The organism is Anaeromassilibacillus sp. SJQ-5, from assembly GCF_054108045.1.
Map to the genome: position 1 here is coordinate 777,165 of NZ_JBPJWQ010000001.1, position 15,218 is coordinate 792,382.

The 15,218-nt window shown below is 51.7% G+C and carries 13 protein-coding genes; 10 read left to right on the forward strand and 3 right to left on the reverse strand.

Features of this window, described 5'->3' with window-relative positions; translation table 11 throughout:
* Nucleotides 1-15: 15 nt before the first annotated feature.
* Together ACSAMM_RS03160 and ACSAMM_RS03165 are read left to right on the forward strand one after the other, a co-directional pair.
* Entirely contained in the window at nucleotides 16-675 is a 660-nt protein-coding gene (locus ACSAMM_RS03160; protein ID WP_457789708.1) for a helix-turn-helix domain-containing protein, read from the forward strand.
* Nucleotides 650-1,819: a tyrosine-type recombinase/integrase gene (locus ACSAMM_RS03165; protein ID WP_457789710.1), complete on the forward strand. Its 1,170-nt coding sequence runs from the start codon at nucleotides 650-652 to the stop codon at nucleotides 1,817-1,819. The genes ACSAMM_RS03160 and ACSAMM_RS03165 overlap by 26 nt, the downstream gene beginning before the upstream one ends.
* 363 nt (nucleotides 1,820-2,182) lie before the next feature.
* Here ACSAMM_RS03165 and ACSAMM_RS03170 read toward each other — a convergent pair whose 3' ends face one another.
* The gene (locus ACSAMM_RS03170) at nucleotides 2,183-3,373 is read right to left on the reverse strand and encodes an IS256 family transposase (RefSeq protein ID WP_457789050.1); all 1,191 of its coding nucleotides are present in this window, start codon (nucleotides 3,371-3,373) and stop codon (nucleotides 2,183-2,185) included.
* A 401-nt stretch (nucleotides 3,374-3,774) separates the two neighbouring features.
* Between ACSAMM_RS03170 and ACSAMM_RS03175 the strand changes: the two genes are divergently transcribed.
* The 8 genes from ACSAMM_RS03175 (at nucleotide 3,775) to ACSAMM_RS03210 (ending at nucleotide 12,014) form a co-directional block, all read left to right on the forward strand.
* Nucleotides 3,775-4,602 (forward strand): tyrosine-type recombinase/integrase, encoded by an 828-nt coding sequence (locus tag ACSAMM_RS03175; RefSeq protein ID WP_457789712.1) that lies wholly within the window; start codon nucleotides 3,775-3,777, stop codon nucleotides 4,600-4,602.
* Nucleotides 4,603-4,912: 310 nt separating this feature from the next.
* Nucleotides 4,913-5,758 carry an LPXTG cell wall anchor domain-containing protein gene (locus ACSAMM_RS03180; RefSeq protein WP_457789714.1) on the forward strand — a complete coding sequence of 282 codons (846 nt, stop codon included), beginning with the start codon at nucleotides 4,913-4,915 and terminating at the stop codon, nucleotides 5,756-5,758.
* Nucleotides 5,751-6,296: a TasA family protein gene (locus ACSAMM_RS03185; protein ID WP_457789716.1), complete on the forward strand. Its 546-nt coding sequence runs from the start codon at nucleotides 5,751-5,753 to the stop codon at nucleotides 6,294-6,296. Before ACSAMM_RS03180 ends, ACSAMM_RS03185 begins: the two co-directional genes overlap by 8 nt.
* A gap of 125 nt (nucleotides 6,297-6,421) precedes the next feature.
* Nucleotides 6,422-7,849: a TasA family protein gene (locus ACSAMM_RS03190; protein WP_457789717.1), complete on the forward strand. Its 1,428-nt coding sequence runs from the start codon at nucleotides 6,422-6,424 to the stop codon at nucleotides 7,847-7,849.
* A 152-nt stretch (nucleotides 7,850-8,001) separates the two neighbouring features.
* Nucleotides 8,002-8,760, forward strand: coding sequence for a signal peptidase I (locus ACSAMM_RS03195; RefSeq protein WP_457789719.1), 759 nt, complete (start codon nucleotides 8,002-8,004; stop codon nucleotides 8,758-8,760).
* Between the two features lie 61 nt (nucleotides 8,761-8,821).
* Nucleotides 8,822-10,162 carry a TasA family protein gene (locus tag ACSAMM_RS03200; RefSeq protein ID WP_457789721.1) on the forward strand — a complete coding sequence of 447 codons (1,341 nt, stop codon included), beginning with the start codon at nucleotides 8,822-8,824 and terminating at the stop codon, nucleotides 10,160-10,162.
* Nucleotides 10,163-10,336: 174 nt separating this feature from the next.
* Nucleotides 10,337-11,197 carry a LysM peptidoglycan-binding domain-containing protein gene (locus ACSAMM_RS03205; RefSeq protein ID WP_457789722.1) on the forward strand — a complete coding sequence of 287 codons (861 nt, stop codon included), beginning with the start codon at nucleotides 10,337-10,339 and terminating at the stop codon, nucleotides 11,195-11,197.
* Between the two features lie 385 nt (nucleotides 11,198-11,582).
* Nucleotides 11,583-12,014, forward strand: a complete 432-nt coding sequence (locus ACSAMM_RS03210) for a cupin domain-containing protein (RefSeq protein ID WP_178722198.1) — start codon at nucleotides 11,583-11,585, stop codon at nucleotides 12,012-12,014.
* Nucleotides 12,015-12,133: 119 nt separating this feature from the next.
* Here ACSAMM_RS03210 and ACSAMM_RS03215 read toward each other — a convergent pair whose 3' ends face one another.
* Complete coding sequence (locus tag ACSAMM_RS03215) at nucleotides 12,134-13,336, reverse strand: MFS transporter (RefSeq protein WP_178722200.1); 1,203 nt, start codon at nucleotides 13,334-13,336, stop codon at nucleotides 12,134-12,136.
* 284 nt (nucleotides 13,337-13,620) lie between these two features.
* Complete coding sequence (locus ACSAMM_RS03220; protein WP_457789725.1) at nucleotides 13,621-15,144, reverse strand: extracellular solute-binding protein; 1,524 nt, start codon at nucleotides 15,142-15,144, stop codon at nucleotides 13,621-13,623.
* Nucleotides 15,145-15,218: the final 74 nt, after the last annotated feature.

The following is a 15,218-nucleotide window of genomic DNA, read 5'->3' on the forward strand; positions in this document are numbered from 1 at the left end:
AACGGAGTGGCGCAAATGACCGGCACCAATGCAACGAAATGCCTTGCAGACCGCCTGCAAGACCTTATCGCCAATAGTGGAAAGGATGTTAAGAGTCTTGCAGCAGAGATAGGGATATCTTCCGGCGCATTAAGCAAATACCAAAACGACGGAGCAGAGGCCGGGATAACTGCCATCTATAAGATTGCGAAACACTTTGGTGTTACAGCCGATTATCTAATTGGGTTGAGTAATAACATGAAGCCTGAAAATACAGATGTCGGAGATCGTCTCGGTCTTTCGGATAAAGCTATCGAGACCTTGAGCGAATTAAACACAATTGTGCAAAATCCACCTAACACCCCTTTTCTTAACCTCGATTTTCCTCTCTCAAAGATTGTTAATATGTTAATTTGTGGGAGTGGATTTTCTTGGCTAATAACTAGAATTGGATTTGCAATTATGTCTGGAGAAAAAGAACTGAAAAGAGAAGCGAATGGGATTGATTTTGATAAGTACAATTTCGATGATCCTAATTTTGAATTATTGATTCCGTGTGAGGCAAAAGAATACCATTTGTATTTATGCCAAAATACTTTTGGAAAAATTATTGATGAAATTTGTAACGAGATTGTTAATGAAAAATTTGCAGCGGAAGGAGGAGCCATAAATGCCGACAATCCAGAAGCGCGGTGACACATACCGGATCACGGTTTCCAACGGCTACGACGCGAGCGGGAAGCAGCTCCGCAAATCCACAACCTGGAAGCCAGCTCCCGGCATGACGCAAAAGCAGATTCAGAAGGAACTCGACCGACAGGCGGTGCTTTTTGAGGAGAAGGTCAAGAGCGGAACGGCGGCTGACAGTTCCATGAAGTTGTCTGCTTTAGCTGATTTATGGATGGAGCAGCACTGCAAAAAGCAGCTGGCGCCTAAATCCATAGCAGAAAACGAGAAGCTATTGAAGCGAGTTGTAACCGCTATGGGACACCTCCACGTAGACAAAATCAAGCCTTTTCACATTCAGCAGTTTTATGACAATCTAGCGGAAGACGGCATGAACGCAAAGACTGGCGGTCGCCTTTCTAACTCTACCATCATGCACTACCATAGATTACTTTCCTCCATGTTTAACCGTGCCGTCCTGTGGGGGATTATGCCTGTCAGCCCGCTCAAGGTACAGCCTCCTAAAATGGAGCAAAAAGAAGCCGCTCACTTGGAAGAAGACCAAGCGGCGGCATTGCTGGACGCTTTGGAGGATGAACCTATCCAATACAGGACAATGGTGTATCTTCTTTTGTTTACGGGGCTACGCAAGGGGGAACTTCTAGGCCTGGAGTGGCAGGACATTGATTTCGACAGAGGGCTTATGCAGGTTCTCCGCTCCAGTCAGTATATTCCAAAGGTTGGTATCATCACCAAGGCTCCGAAAAACAAAAAGTCCCAGCGGGCCATTAAGATGCCGAATAGCGTGGTTGATATGTTGAGGGAATATCGCGTCTGGCAAGCGGAGCAGAGATTATTGGCCGGTGATCGCTGGGAGGATTGCGGGCGACTGTTTACCACATGGGACGGGCACCCCATGCACCCGGATACCCTGCCCCGGTGGTTTGACAAATTCCTCAAGCGCCGCGGTCTTCCGGATATTAATATCCACGGTCTCCGGCATACATGCGCCAGCCTTATGATTGCTAAAAACGTCGATATTCGTACAGTAAGTAAGCGCTTGGGACATGCTCAGGTATCCACGACAGGGAATATATATGCCCATCAGATTCAGTCTGCCGATGAAGCCGCCGCAGATGTAATTGAACTAGCCCTTAACCGTAAGAGAGGATAATTTCTTGGTGTTTATTTGGTGTTTATTTTTACGTTTGGTGTTTACATTCCACCAACGAATACAAACCGAGCAGCACAAAAAATCGAGCAATACAGCCATTTTTTAGAATATGCAAAAAACCGCAAAAGGAATGAATACAGATTTGTAATCAGCAGGTCGGGGGTTCGAATCCGTCCACCAGCTCCAAATCAAAGCGTAAACTTTGATGCAAAAACAGCTCTCCGATTTGGAGGGCTGTTTTTGCGTCTATGCCCGGAAACCGTGTATTTATGCGGTTTCCGGGCTTTTTCTGTTTTCCAGAGTGGCGGTGGGTAGTGTCAAGAGTTATGCGCAAATTAGTTTGCAGTCAAAAACAGAAAGAAGTCAACCGGCAAAAGAGGCATCGTCACACGCCCCGTCTAAATGCTTCATGTTCATATACTTCTTGCTGCCCCACTGAGTGCCGGCCACATGACGCAGCCGGGCACAGACAAGCATGAGGGCAGAATTACCGTCTGGGAAAGCCCCCACCACGCGAGTGCGACGGCGGATCTCCCGGTTAAGACGTTCAATCACATTGTTGGTGCGGATGCGCGTCCAGTGCTCATAGGGGAAAGCAGTGTAAGCAAGTGTTTCCTCCAGCCCATCCTCTACCTTTTTCGCCGCCTCGGGCAGTTTCATTTCACGCAGAGCGGTCACTACGTCCCGCGCCTTCGCCTGGGCGGCGGCTCTGCTCTCTTGGGCATGGATTGCTTTGAGCATCTTGGCCACCAGCTTCCCCTTGGTGCGTGGGACGCAGGAAAACACGTTGCGGTAGAAGTGTACCACACACCGCTGGTATTTCGCGTCCGGGTACACCTCTCCCACAGCTTCCAGCATACCGAGGCATTTGTCTCCCACGATGAGCTGGACGCCCTCCAGACCCCGCCCTTTGAGCCACTGAAAGAAGCTGACCCAGCTAGCCTTGTCCTCTTTCATACCCTCGGCAGCGCCCAGCACCTCGCGGTAGCCGTCTTCGTTAACCGCAATGGCAACCAGTACGGCCACATTCTCATACTCTCCGCCCCAGTTGCGGCGCAGGTAGATGCCGTCTACATACACATACGGGTACTTACCGCCCTGTAAGGGGCGGTTGCGCCAGTCTTCAATGTGGACATAGGCTTTCTTGTTCAGTTCGCTGATGGTAGAGGGGGACACCTTGCTGCCCCACAGTGCCTCGGTGATGTCCTCCACGCGGCGCACAGATACTCCAGCCAGATACATTTCAATCAGCGCTTCCTCCACGCTGCTCTCCCGGCGGCGATACCGCTCGATGATGGCGGTTTCAAAGGTTGCTCCCTTTAAACGAGGGACGTTCAAGGTCACGTCGCCGGAGCTGGTGGTCAAGTTACGCTGGTAGTGACCGCTGCGGTAGGCCTGCCGCTCCTCGCTGCGCTCGTAGCGCGCCGCCTGGGTCAGTTTCTGCGCCTCCGCCTCCAACAGGCCGTTGAGGGTCTCCTCCACGCTCCCACGCACCAGTTCCCTGATTTCACCCTTGATTACTTCCTCATTTAGTTGTACAATTTTCTCGGACATAGTTTATTGTCTCCTTTCAGAATGGTGTGTCGTGACTTCATTCTACCAAAGACTGCAAACTATGTCTCTTTTTTTATCCCTTTTTCAATTTGCGCAACTTATTCTACCTTATCTGGCGGTGCGGCAGCCCACAAAATCCTCTTGCGGCATGGCCGTCCGCTGAGAATACCCAAGAGGTTTCAAATTTGCCCCCCTCTATATAAATAAGGTAAAAATCGGGGAATCGTTAAAAAGTATCCCAGCTCGGATTACTTTTTAACGATTCCTTCTTGTTTCCCGAGGGAGTCCGGCAACTCAATAGTTTTATGCCGCAGGGTTTCATTTTTTTGTCTCCCGAAAAGTTATAGTACAATGAAATTCGGGGAGTATATGTACTATCACTGTTTTGGGAGGTTACGGGTATGAACTATATAAAGGAAATACAACGGTTTGAACAGTATTTGCTTACCGAAGAAAAAAGCGCAGCGACAATTGAAAAGTATCTGCGGGATATTCGCGGCTTCTGTTCCCATCTGGCCGGACGGCGGATCAGCAAGGAGGAAACTATCGCCTACAAGGAATACCTGACGGCGGAATATTCCCCGGCCAGCGTCAATTCCATGCTGATTGCGATCAACCGCTTTCTGCGGTTTCTCGGATTGCAGGACTGCTGCGTCCGGCCTCTGAAAATCCAGCGGCAGATATTCAGCCGGGAGGACAAGGAGCTGACAAGGGCAGAATACCAGCGGTTGGTGAGAGCAGCCAAGGACACCCGGCTGTCTTTGGTGATCCAGACGATTTGCGGCACAGGTATCCGGGTGAGCGAGCTGCAATATATCACGGCTGAAGCGGTGCGGGCGGGCAAGGCGGTGGTGAACTGCAAAAATAAAACGCGGGTGATCTTCATCCCCACGTCGATTCAAAAGCTGCTAAAGCCATATATGAAAAAATCCGGCGTAACAGCCGGAAGCGTGTTTGTGACAAGAAGCGGAAAACCGTTAAACCGCCGGAATATCTGGCGGGATATGAAAGCACTGTGCAAACGGGCCGGAGTATCGCCGGACAAAGTATTTCCCCATAATCTGCGCCACCTGTTTGCAAGAACATTTTACAGCATGGATAAGGATATTGTTCGTCTGGCAGACCTGTTAGGTCACAGCAACGTGAATACCACCCGGATTTATACAATGGAAACCGGGAACGAACACCGCCACCGTTTGGAACGAGTCGAAAAGCTACTGATGACATAAGACTGATTATGTCATCAATTCCATATAACCATACCACTCTATTTTTCTCTATCATACCACGATCCGACCGACTCCGCAATACATATCGTTAAAAAGTTAAAAAAAGACACGAAAAATCAGGCCGGGATTATCCATGATTTTCCTCCGGCTGTCTTTTCGAGTCCTTTTTATCTGCCGTAGATATTCCGGCATCTTTTATTGACATTTGCAAGCATGCTCATGGTTCGGTTTTCGTTGTTGTCAGCGACATAATCAGTCTTATGTCATCAATTCGCAAGAAAATAAAATAGAAGGACGGTGATTGTCGGCTATGGGAGTTCCGGAGCAAGCAACGCCGAAATCTTTGCGGCTGAAAATCGTCATGGTTATCTTGGCTGTCCTGCTGGTAATCAGCGCGGGCGGCCTTGCGGCGCGGTATATCTACCTCCACTTCTTTGCCCCGGCACAGTCTACTGTAACCGTGCCGGATAATCTGATCGGTGAAGAAAACTCCGAATCGCAGAAAAAGCCGGCGGAAAACAGCAGCCAGTCGGAAACCACCCCTCTAACGGACGGTGAGTCCGTTTCCAGCCAAACGGATGCGGCCGGCAATTCCAGTAAAAACGGCAACCCGACTGCGGACAAGCCCATCGCCGTTAAGCTGGAATTATACGAGGGCAGACCGGGGGCTAACCAGCGCTTTGAAGTGAAAAATATGTTTCCCGGTGATACCGAGACAAAGTATTTCTGCGTCAAAGCGCACCATGATGCAGACTTGGAGTTGTTTTTCAGGACGAAAATCACCGGACAGACGAAAAATCTCGGCGATGTGCTACATATTAAGGTCACCCATCTGGAAACCGGCAAGGTGCTGTGCGACGCGCCTTTTGCTGAAATCGACAGCAAGAAATTTTCCGAGCTGCTGAAAAAGAAGGCAGCGGGCGGAACCACCGCGTATTATCAGATCGACGTGTCGCTGGATACCTCTGTCGGCAACGAGTATCAGGCGGCGGAACTGAAAGCGGATTTTGCGTGGTATGTCAAGGATGAGGGCGGGCTGACCCCACCGCAGACCGGCGATACCACAAATCTTATCCTTTGGGTAACGCTGGCGGCTTCGTCTCTATTGCTGCTCGTTCTTCTTTGGAAACGCAGGAAGGAGGCGCGGCATGAGTAAGTCTAAAACCACAAAAAGGCTGACGACAAGTGTGGCGACGATCGTCGTTCTCGCCGTCTGCCTTTGTATCACGACTTTCGCGCTGGTCTATTCCATGGTGGCCGTGGACAGCAATCTCTTTCAGACCGGCAAAATCAAGGTCAACCTCAACGACGGCAGGCCGGTAATCGAAGAAGATGAATTCCTGTTTGAGCCGGGCATGACGGTGGAAAAGGACTTCTTCCTCGAAAATCAGGGTACATGGGATGTGTACTATAAGCTGTACCTCGACAATGTGGAGGGCGGTCTGGCCGATGTGCTGGATGTGGCGATCCGGGACGGGGATACCGTCCTGTACAGCGGCAAAGCAGTTGATTTGCAAAAAGAGCAGATCGACGCGGCAGACGATATTTTGAAACTGAACGAGCGCCGGGAACTGACCATCACCTTCCACTATCCTGAAGAAGATGGCAACAGCGGACAGGCCCAGTACCTCTCCTTCGATTTGAAGGCTGACGCGGTACAGACCAAAAATAATCCCCAGAGGCTGTTCGGCTAAAGGAGTACCCCCTGCTGGTGGAATCGCAGGAGTGGCCTGTGAAAGAGTCCCGTTCTATGGTGTAAACACGCGGTGTGCGTGATTACATACGGTTTATCCAACAGTTTTATTAGGAGGATGAAGCAATGACAAACAGCAAACACACCAAGCGTGCATTGCTGGCAAGTATTTTGTCAGTGGTAGTGTGCGCAGCCATGCTGGCAGGCAGCACCTTTGCATGGTTTACCGATTCGGTCACCAGCGCAGGCAACATCATCAAGTCGGGCAATCTGGATGTCGCCTTGGAATGGGCGAACGGAACAGAGGCGCTCGACACGGCAACCTGGCAAGACGCGTCCACAGGTGCCATCTTCAACTATGACCTGTGGGAGCCGGGCTACACCGAGGTTCGCCATGTACGGATCAGCAACAAGGGGAATCTGGCGCTGAAATATGAGATTCGTATTGCTGCAAACGGCGAAGTCAGCAAGCTGGCTGACGTGATCGATGTTTATTACATCAAGGACGGTAAACAGATTACCAGCCGCACCGGGCTTACTGATGAAAACAAAATCGGCACGCTGTCACAGGTACTTGCCAATCCTTATGCCGCAAAAGGTCATATCCTTGCGGGCGAGAATGCGGTGGACGTCGCCACCATCGCACTGAAAATGCAGGAGAGCGCCGGGAACGAGTACCAGGGTCTTGCAATCGGCAGTGATTTCTCCATTCAGCTTGTTGCGACTCAGTATACATCTGAAAGCGACAGCTTTGACGATCAGTATGATAAGGATGCGCCCCTTAATTTTGTTCCCGTTGCTACTGCTGACGAGTTAACTAAGGCAGTAGCAGATGGCGAAAATGTTTCTCTTACAGCCCCGATTGAATTGAGCGAAAGATTAGAGGTAAAAAAAGACATTACCATTAACGGAAACGGCAATGCTATCACCATTCCCACAGATAGAGTAATCAATTTGGCTAACATTGCGGAACCGATAACGGTTACGCTCAATAACGTGGATTTGAATGGGCCCACCCAAGGCACATATACAAGGGGCATTTCTATATACGATGTGCCAAAGGTAAAGGTTGTAATGGATAACTGTTCCCTTTCAGCGAATTATTATGCCATCAATCTAGCGAGCGCTGCTCCCAACGCAGAAATTGTTGTCAAAAATACCACTTTAACCGGTTGGTGCGCATTCCAGACACATTCTCCCTATTCCAACGTCACATTTGAAAATTGCACATTGATAGGCTTGAATGATAAGGGATTTAATGCAGATGGTTGGAATGATTTCGCTACGGTTGTTGTCAATGGGTATTCAGAAGGCAATCCTGATCCTGATGGCGCTCACGGCGGTACTTTTACATTTAAGAACTGCCGGATTGAGGCGAATCAGACAACCGGTAACACACAGTATCTCTTGTCAGTTAGAGCGAAAAATACTACATTGATTGCTGAAAACTGTTCATTTTATGTTGATGGTACGGAAGTCAGCATAGAGGATGTACCAAACTATGTTTCAGTTTATCCGGAAGTGATAGACAGTTTTAACTTCACTCTCAAGTAACTGAAATATTGTAAGACGAAATAAAGTCATAATTTTATATAATCTAAAAAAAGTCCGTTCTCCCTTCGGGGAGGCGGCAATCAAAGGGCATGAGCCTGTGTTCGTGCCTTTTGATTGCTGGAAGCAAACCACGGCGGTGAAGGGGTGTTCGGATGAAAAAAGTATTCCATATCATAAAAAATATTTTTGTCTGGCTGGTGGTTGCTCTGGCCGTATGTATGATGATTTTCACCGTTGTATCGGTCAACACCTTTGGCCGCACCGACCGTAGCATCTTCGGCTATAAGGCGTTTATTGTCTTATCGGACTCGATGAGTAAAACTGATTTTAACGCCGGGGATTTAGTTTTGGTAAAAGAGGTCGATCCGGCTACGTTGAAAGCCGGGGATATTATCTCCTATCAGTCCACCAACACCGAAAACTACGGCGAGGTGGTAACACACAAGATCCGGGAATTGACAACCGACGCGGAGGGCAACCCCGGTTTTGTGACCTATGGCACCACCACGGACCAGAACGATAAAAACATTGTTACCTACAGCTTTGTGCTGGGGAAATACCAGACCAAGCTGCCGGGCGTGGGAAAATTCTTTCAGTTTCTCAAGACCACGCCGGGATATATCGTCTGCATCTTTCTCCCCTTTCTGCTGCTGATTTTGGTGCAGGGTATTAACAGCATCCGGCTGTTCCGGCAGTATAAGAAGGAGCAGCTTGCCGAACTGGAGGCCGAGCGCGAAAAGGAACGGGCAGAAATGGCGGCGGAGCGGCAGCGGCTGGAAGAACAGCAGGCCGAGTCACAGAAGATGATGGCTGAGCTGCTGAAGCTGAAAAACGAGCTGTCCGGCAAGGAGACACCGGCAACGGAATCGCAGGAACAACCCGCCGAGGGCGAAACGCATTCTATGTTGTAAACACGTGGTGTGCGTGATTACATACGGTCATTGAAAATTTTGTTAAGGAGGATGAACAACAATGACAAACAGCAAACACACCAAGCGTGCATTGCTGGCAAGCGTTCTGTCAGTGGTAGTGTGCGCAGCCATGCTGGTAGGCAGCACCTTCGCGTGGTTCACCGATTCGGTCACCAGCGCAGGCAACATCATCAAGTCAGGCAATCTGAAGGTCGCCTTGGAATGGGCGAACGGAACAGAGGCGCTTGACACGGCAACCTGGCAAGACGCGTCCACGGGCGCCATCTTCAACTATAACCTGTGGGAGCCGGGCTACACCGAGGCTCGCCATGTACGGATCAGCAACAAGGGGAATCTGGCGCTGAAATATGAGATTCGTATTGTGGCAAACGGCGAAGTCAGCAAGCTGGCGGAGGCTATTGACGTTTACTACGTCAAGGACGGGAAGCAGCTCACCAGCCGTAACGATTTGACAGACACGATGAAAATTGGTACCCTGAAAGAGGTACTTGCCAATCCGTATGCTGCCAAAGGCCATATCCTTGCGGGCGAGAATGCGGCGGATGTCGCCACTATCGCGCTGAAGATGCAGGAAGATGCAGGCAATGAGTATCAGGGACTGTCCATCGGCACGGATTTCTCGGTCCAGTTGGTCGCTACACAGTATACGCATGAAGGCGACAGCTTTGATAATCAGTATGATAAGGACGCGAAGTATCCGGTTCGAGTAAGTGTTTCGGACAAAGAGGCCCTGGAAGGGGCGTTGAATAATCCCGGTGTACCTGTGGATATTACGCTGACAGAGCCTATTTCAAATTCTAATGATCTGACCGTCACCGGCGACGTAACCCTGAATCTGGGGGACAGCGCGCTCAATCAAAACAACTCGGATATTGTTGGAGCGGATCTCACAGTGGAAAACGGCGGTTCTCTGACTATCAACGCCAACAGTAGACCGGGCTTTAACTACACCGCAGGTAAGCTGGCAACCGACGGCACAGGCAGCTCCTTGACGGTCAACGGCGGAGAGTACGGCGACAGCGGCTCTGGTAATGCCAATGTGGCCGCACGCAACAGCAGCGTAATTTACCTCAATTCGGGCTCTTTCTCTACTTCCGGTTATAAGGGCCACGCAGTAACCGCAGAGAGCGGTGCGACGGTTTACATCAAGGGTGGCAGCTACGGAACCAGCGGCGCTAGCAGTTCTACTATCTATGCCAACGGTGGAACCATTGTGATTACCGGTTTGGATTCGATTAGAGCAAACGGTGTTAACTACGATGTAGACAACGGCGGAAAAATTATTCTCTCCAAAGCTGTTTCCAGCCGTCAGCCTACCAGCATCGGAAGCGGCTGCACCGTGACAGATGATGGTGAAAACTGGGTGATCACCAAGGCCTAGGATCAAATTATTTTTGTAGTTCTTATTTTTCCTGTTTTAAATGACAGGATATATTTTAAGCAGTAAGTCCGCCCTCTCCCCTCTTTCGGGAGGGGCGGCAATCAAAGGGCATGAGCCTGCGTTCGTGCCTTTTGATTGCCGTAAAGAAGAGAAATTGGAAAGGAGGCGGTCGCTTTGAAACCGTGGATAAAATTTGCCCTACATATCCCCAGACATTCTAAGTCAACCGACGAAAATATCCTGCGGCTGCTTGTGCCGTCACTTCTTGGAATCCTCCTGTGCATGATTTGCCTGGCCGGGACAACATGGGCGTGGTTCACCGCCAGCGTTCAAACGCAGCCGCAGACCATAGAGGCTGCCAACTATGATATAGCGGTCTCCATCACAAACGAATCCGGCGATTTTGTTTCCCACGGTCAGCCGCTGGAAGGCGGGAAATCCTACAAGGTCACGCTGACCGCCAGCGGCACCGCTGACAAATTCGGCGGCTATTGTATCGTCGGGTGTGGAGATGTGATGCTGTATACCGCCCAACTGCTCCCCGGTCATACGCTGTCTTTTACTCTCACCCCACCTGAAACGGCTACCTATACGTTCACCGCTGTGTGGGGTAGTCATTCCGGCGAGACGGATATAAAGAACGGCAGCACCATTGGGCAGAAAACGGGGGTACTTTCCGCTCCGGAAGGCCCCGAAACGCAGCAGGCTGCGGCAGACGAAAGCGTCTATATGGTGCGATCCGGCGATTCGCTGTGGAAAATCGCCCAGCAGCATGGCACGGCCGTGGAGAAAATCGCTGCATACAACGATATTGACAAAAACGCTGTATTGCAAATCGGACAGGAAATCAAAATTCCACCGGCGGATTATGAAATCACGGAGGAGTCTGTCTCTTCCTCATCCCGGCAGACGGAATCGCATCAGAAAGCTGACGAACCGGCACCGACGGGGCCGGAGAGTGCGGCATCAGAGCCAGCCCTTACAACCAGCGACACCCCTATGCAAAAAAGTGAAAACAGTATACCAAGCGAATAGGTACCTTTGTTCAGTGGTTAAATTTTGAAAGGTGTTGAGAACGCCGTAAATATAGTAAAAAGCAAAACATGGCAAGCGAACCTTGCCGAGCGGGCCGGTCTGCCTTGTGGTAGATCGGCCGCTTTTTTGCGTATAGGGACTGCAAATGAGCGAATAGATACCGCATTTTTCGAATCCAACGCTGCCTGAAAAATAAAACAGAAAATTTTCTGTGTGTCTATAACCAGTAAGTTTATTCAAGTATACGGACGAAATAGGGGGAGGAGTTTGCACGCGGGGATGAGGCGGCGAAAGCAAAAAAGAGAAAACGTATCCGAAAATCTCACAGGAACCGGGAATGACGAATAAAATGAACTGGGAGTTCATTTAGAAAGGAGAAATTGTCATGCGTTATGCAGAGCATAATCAAAATCCCGTCGATTTTGGGCCGGAGCCATTTGTCGTCAATATAGCCCGTGCGACACAGCAAAATCCGTTTTACCGCAGGACATTGTGGACGGGCTGCCATTTGCAGCTCACCTTGATGTGTATTCCGCCTTGCGGGGAAATTGGGCTAGAGGTACATCCGGATAACGACCAGTTCCTCCGCCTGGAAGAGGGGCAGGGGATCGTCATGATGGGAGCGTGCAGAGAGCGGCTGAATTTTCAGCGGCCGGTCTGCCAGGATGACGCCATTTTTGTCCCGGCGGGAACGTGGCACAATGTCGTCAATACGGGGAGAACGCCCCTCAAGCTCTATGCTATCTATGCGCCGCCGCACCACCCGCATGGGACGGTTCACCGCACCAAAGCGGAAAGTGACGCCAAAGGAGATTAGAGGGCTGATAAAGCCGGGAGGGCCTGCCGTCTGCAGAACGCAGCCAGCAGGCCCTCCCGGCTTTGCTAGGGTTATAAGGTTAACAAAACGGCCGTTTACAGCCTTGGTAAGCGAAGCGCCTATTGCTGAGGGGAATCCGCTCCGTGCTTTGGAAAGAGCATGGGTTTTAGAACCATTAAGCCGATGAGCATGACGGCGGGGAAGACGACTGCCGCCAACAGGCCTAGATTCAGACTGCTTTGGTCAGCGATAATGCCGGTGAGCTGCGGCCCGATGGAGCAGCCCAAATCGCCGCCGAGGGCCATGAGAGCAAACATGGCGGTACCGCCCGACGGATAGCCCGCGGCGGTCAGGCTCAGCATGCCCGGCCACATCAGGCTCACAGACAGGCCGCACAGGGAGCAGCCGATCAGGGCGATGGCCGGAACCGGCACCAAAGCCGTTATCGCAAACGACAGGATACACATGACCGAACTGAAAACCAACGTTTTATGCATGTTGATTTTCTGCCCCTTGACACCGTACAGCGTACGCGCGATGCCCATCATGACGGCGAACAGGCAGGGCCCCAGCAGATCGCCCAAGGTTTTAGAAATGCCCAGCCCCTTTTCCGCGAACAGGGAGGCCCATTGGGCCATGGCCTGCTCGGCGGCGCCGGAACAGATCATGAGCAGGATGGCAATCAAAAAGATCCGGGAGGTCAGCAGCGTTTTCAGCGGCGTCCGCTTGCTTTCCTCCTCCTGCGGCATCAGGGGGACATGTATAAATTTAATGAGCGTGATAATTGGCAGAACCGCCCAGGCCAGCGGGAGAACAAACCACAAGTCCTGACCGATTAGCACCAAGGCGATGGTGGATAAGGCGACGACGAGCACCTGGCCCCAACTGTAAAACGAATGCAGCAAGCTCATGGAGGAGGCCTTTGCCTCGCCCGGCAGGCTTTCGACAATCGGACTGACCAGCACTTCAATCAAGCCGCCGCCGATGGCGTATAGAATACTGGCGATGATGAGCCCGCTATACGGCTGCGGCATGATGCGGGGCAAAAACGCGCACGCCAGCATACCGACAGCGGCGAATGCATGCGCGATGATGGCCGAAGCGCGATACCCGATTCTATCGACGATCTTGACCGCCGCCGCGTCCACGATAAGCTGGGTGACGAACACAATCAGCACCAGACTGCCCAGCATGGTGAAGGAAAGCCCGAATTTTTCTCTAAATACGATAAACAGCAGGGGAGGGAGATTGACGATCAGCGCCTGCGTTATGTAGCCGAGATAGCAGGCGTGCAATGTACTTTTGTAGTTTGTCTTTTCCACGTGAAAACTCCTTATATGCTCGTAGTAGCCCGCCGCGATCCTTTGCCAAAAGGCCGGGGCGCCATCGTCAACACCGTTCCCCGTTTTTATCCGTATGTCCGGACTTTCCTCTCAGGCGACCGGTTGGCGTACACATAAGAGGCGATGAATTCTTCTGTCGATCCAGTATATCGAAAAAGCAGAAGAAACGCAATACGATGGAACATATTCGGTGCTCCCTTATGAAAAATAACCGGCCCCCTGATAGATTCATTCAGGGGGCCGGCTTTTGGGGGGGCGGTAAGTCAGCTTGTGGTTCTGCTGATACAGGATTCCAGCACGCTCTTCATGGAGGCCACGGCTTCGGCGGGCTTTTTCTTGTCCACGACGATGGTATTCCAGAATTTATCCCGGTACCCGCCGTCCCACCAGCCGGAGAGAGACTCCATATAGGACATCAGGGGAACCGCCTTTTTCCGGTAGTCGAGATACAGCGCCAGATCCTCGTCGGAAATGCTCATGCGGCGGTACATCAGGTCAAAATCCAGGGTGCTGTTGAAGAACCGGTTGTTGTCGAACTTGGCCATCTCATAGGCGAATGCGACGGCGCCCAGCGGGTTCTTGGCGTTGCGGGGGACGATCATGCCGCCGGCGGATTTGGGAGCGTAATATTTGCCGTCGTTGGCCATGGGCAGCGGCACGATGCCGATTTCGTCCTCCATGTTGTTGTAGTAGTCGTAGTTGCCCACGGCGTTGGCCGGCTGCTCCAGATGCATGGCCACCCGCCGGCGGCCGAAGCCGATATAGCTGTCCCCGGTGTAGAAGGCGTTGGCCGCCACCAGATCGTGCAGCAGCTGCAGGCCGCCCATCTCCGGCTTCTGATCCACCGAAGCGTACAGCTTGCCGTTCTTCTCACTGAGTCCCTTGCCGCCGTTGGCGAACATGAACAGGGCGTAGTTCCAGGTCCCCACGCCGTAGGTCTGCACCGTTTTGCCGTCGGCCCGGTAGATGGTCATTTTCTTGGCGGCATCCAGGAAGGTTTTGAAGTTCCAATTGCCTTCCTTATACAGTTCGGTGGGGGTTTTCTGCTTCTGCTCTTTAAAGAGGGTTTTGTTGTAGACGCACATGTAAACCCTGAGGCCCCAGGTGGCCGGAATGCCGTAGGTTTTGTTGTTGAAATAGTAGTCGCTCAAATCCACTTCCTTCCAGAAGGGATCCGATTTGGCCAGATAGGGATCCAGCGGCTGGGCGATGTTGGAGCAGACATAGCGCAGGAACGTCACCTCGTCGACGCTGAAAACGTCGGGCGGGTTCCCGGCGGCCACCATCTGGGCGAACTGGTTCTGTCCGGCGACGCCGTCCTTGATGGAGATGAATTTCAGCTTCAGGCCGTACTTTTCCTGCACGATCTGGCGGAACACCTTGGTGTTTTCGTTGTCCGTCACCTCGTCATCCACGATGGTGATGGTGGTACCCTTGACGCTCGCCAGCATTTTTTCCTGAGGGGTGGACAAATCGACGTTGCTGGGCACGGTTTCCTTGGAGCCGGTCCACTTGGTGACCGAGCCGGTTTTTCCGGAGGTTTTGTTCTGGTTGCCGGTGGTTTTGATTGGCTTGAGCACCCCGTTGTTGGTGGTGGAATCCGTCCCGCTCTCCTGGGGGGAGCCGGAAACGTCTTCCGGTTCCGACGCTTCGCCGGACGACAGGCTTTCGGCAGAAGCGGACGGATCGCCGGAGGCGGGGGCGGAATCCGGCGGTGTGGTTTTTCCGCAAGCGGCCAGGCTGAAGATCAAGAGCCCGGCAAGTATGGCGCAACTCCATTTTTTCATGATGATCACCCATTCCGCCGCGCACACGCGGCACAATATCGAAAGCAGTCCCGTATATGGTTGGTTTTCATGCC

What these genes read in the sequence shown, in the direction of transcription:
- ACSAMM_RS03160 (WP_457789708.1), top strand. Translation starts at nt 16, where the DNA reads ATGACCGGCACCAATGCAACGAAATGCCTTGCAGACCGCCTGCAAGAC.
- ACSAMM_RS03165 (WP_457789710.1), top strand. Translation starts at nt 650, where the DNA reads ATGCCGACAATCCAGAAGCGCGGTGACACATACCGGATCACGGTTTCC.
- ACSAMM_RS03170 (WP_457789050.1), bottom strand. Translation starts at nt 3,373, where the DNA reads ATGTCCGAGAAAATTGTACAACTAAATGAGGAAGTAATCAAGGGTGAA.
- ACSAMM_RS03175 (WP_457789712.1), top strand. Translation starts at nt 3,775, where the DNA reads ATGAACTATATAAAGGAAATACAACGGTTTGAACAGTATTTGCTTACC.
- ACSAMM_RS03180 (WP_457789714.1), top strand. Translation starts at nt 4,913, where the DNA reads ATGGGAGTTCCGGAGCAAGCAACGCCGAAATCTTTGCGGCTGAAAATC.
- ACSAMM_RS03185 (WP_457789716.1), top strand. Translation starts at nt 5,751, where the DNA reads ATGAGTAAGTCTAAAACCACAAAAAGGCTGACGACAAGTGTGGCGACG.
- ACSAMM_RS03190 (WP_457789717.1), top strand. Translation starts at nt 6,422, where the DNA reads ATGACAAACAGCAAACACACCAAGCGTGCATTGCTGGCAAGTATTTTG.
- ACSAMM_RS03195 (WP_457789719.1), top strand. Translation starts at nt 8,002, where the DNA reads ATGAAAAAAGTATTCCATATCATAAAAAATATTTTTGTCTGGCTGGTG.
- ACSAMM_RS03200 (WP_457789721.1), top strand. Translation starts at nt 8,822, where the DNA reads ATGACAAACAGCAAACACACCAAGCGTGCATTGCTGGCAAGCGTTCTG.
- ACSAMM_RS03210 (WP_178722198.1), top strand. Translation starts at nt 11,583, where the DNA reads ATGCGTTATGCAGAGCATAATCAAAATCCCGTCGATTTTGGGCCGGAG.
- ACSAMM_RS03220 (WP_457789725.1), bottom strand. Translation starts at nt 15,144, where the DNA reads ATGAAAAAATGGAGTTGCGCCATACTTGCCGGGCTCTTGATCTTCAGC.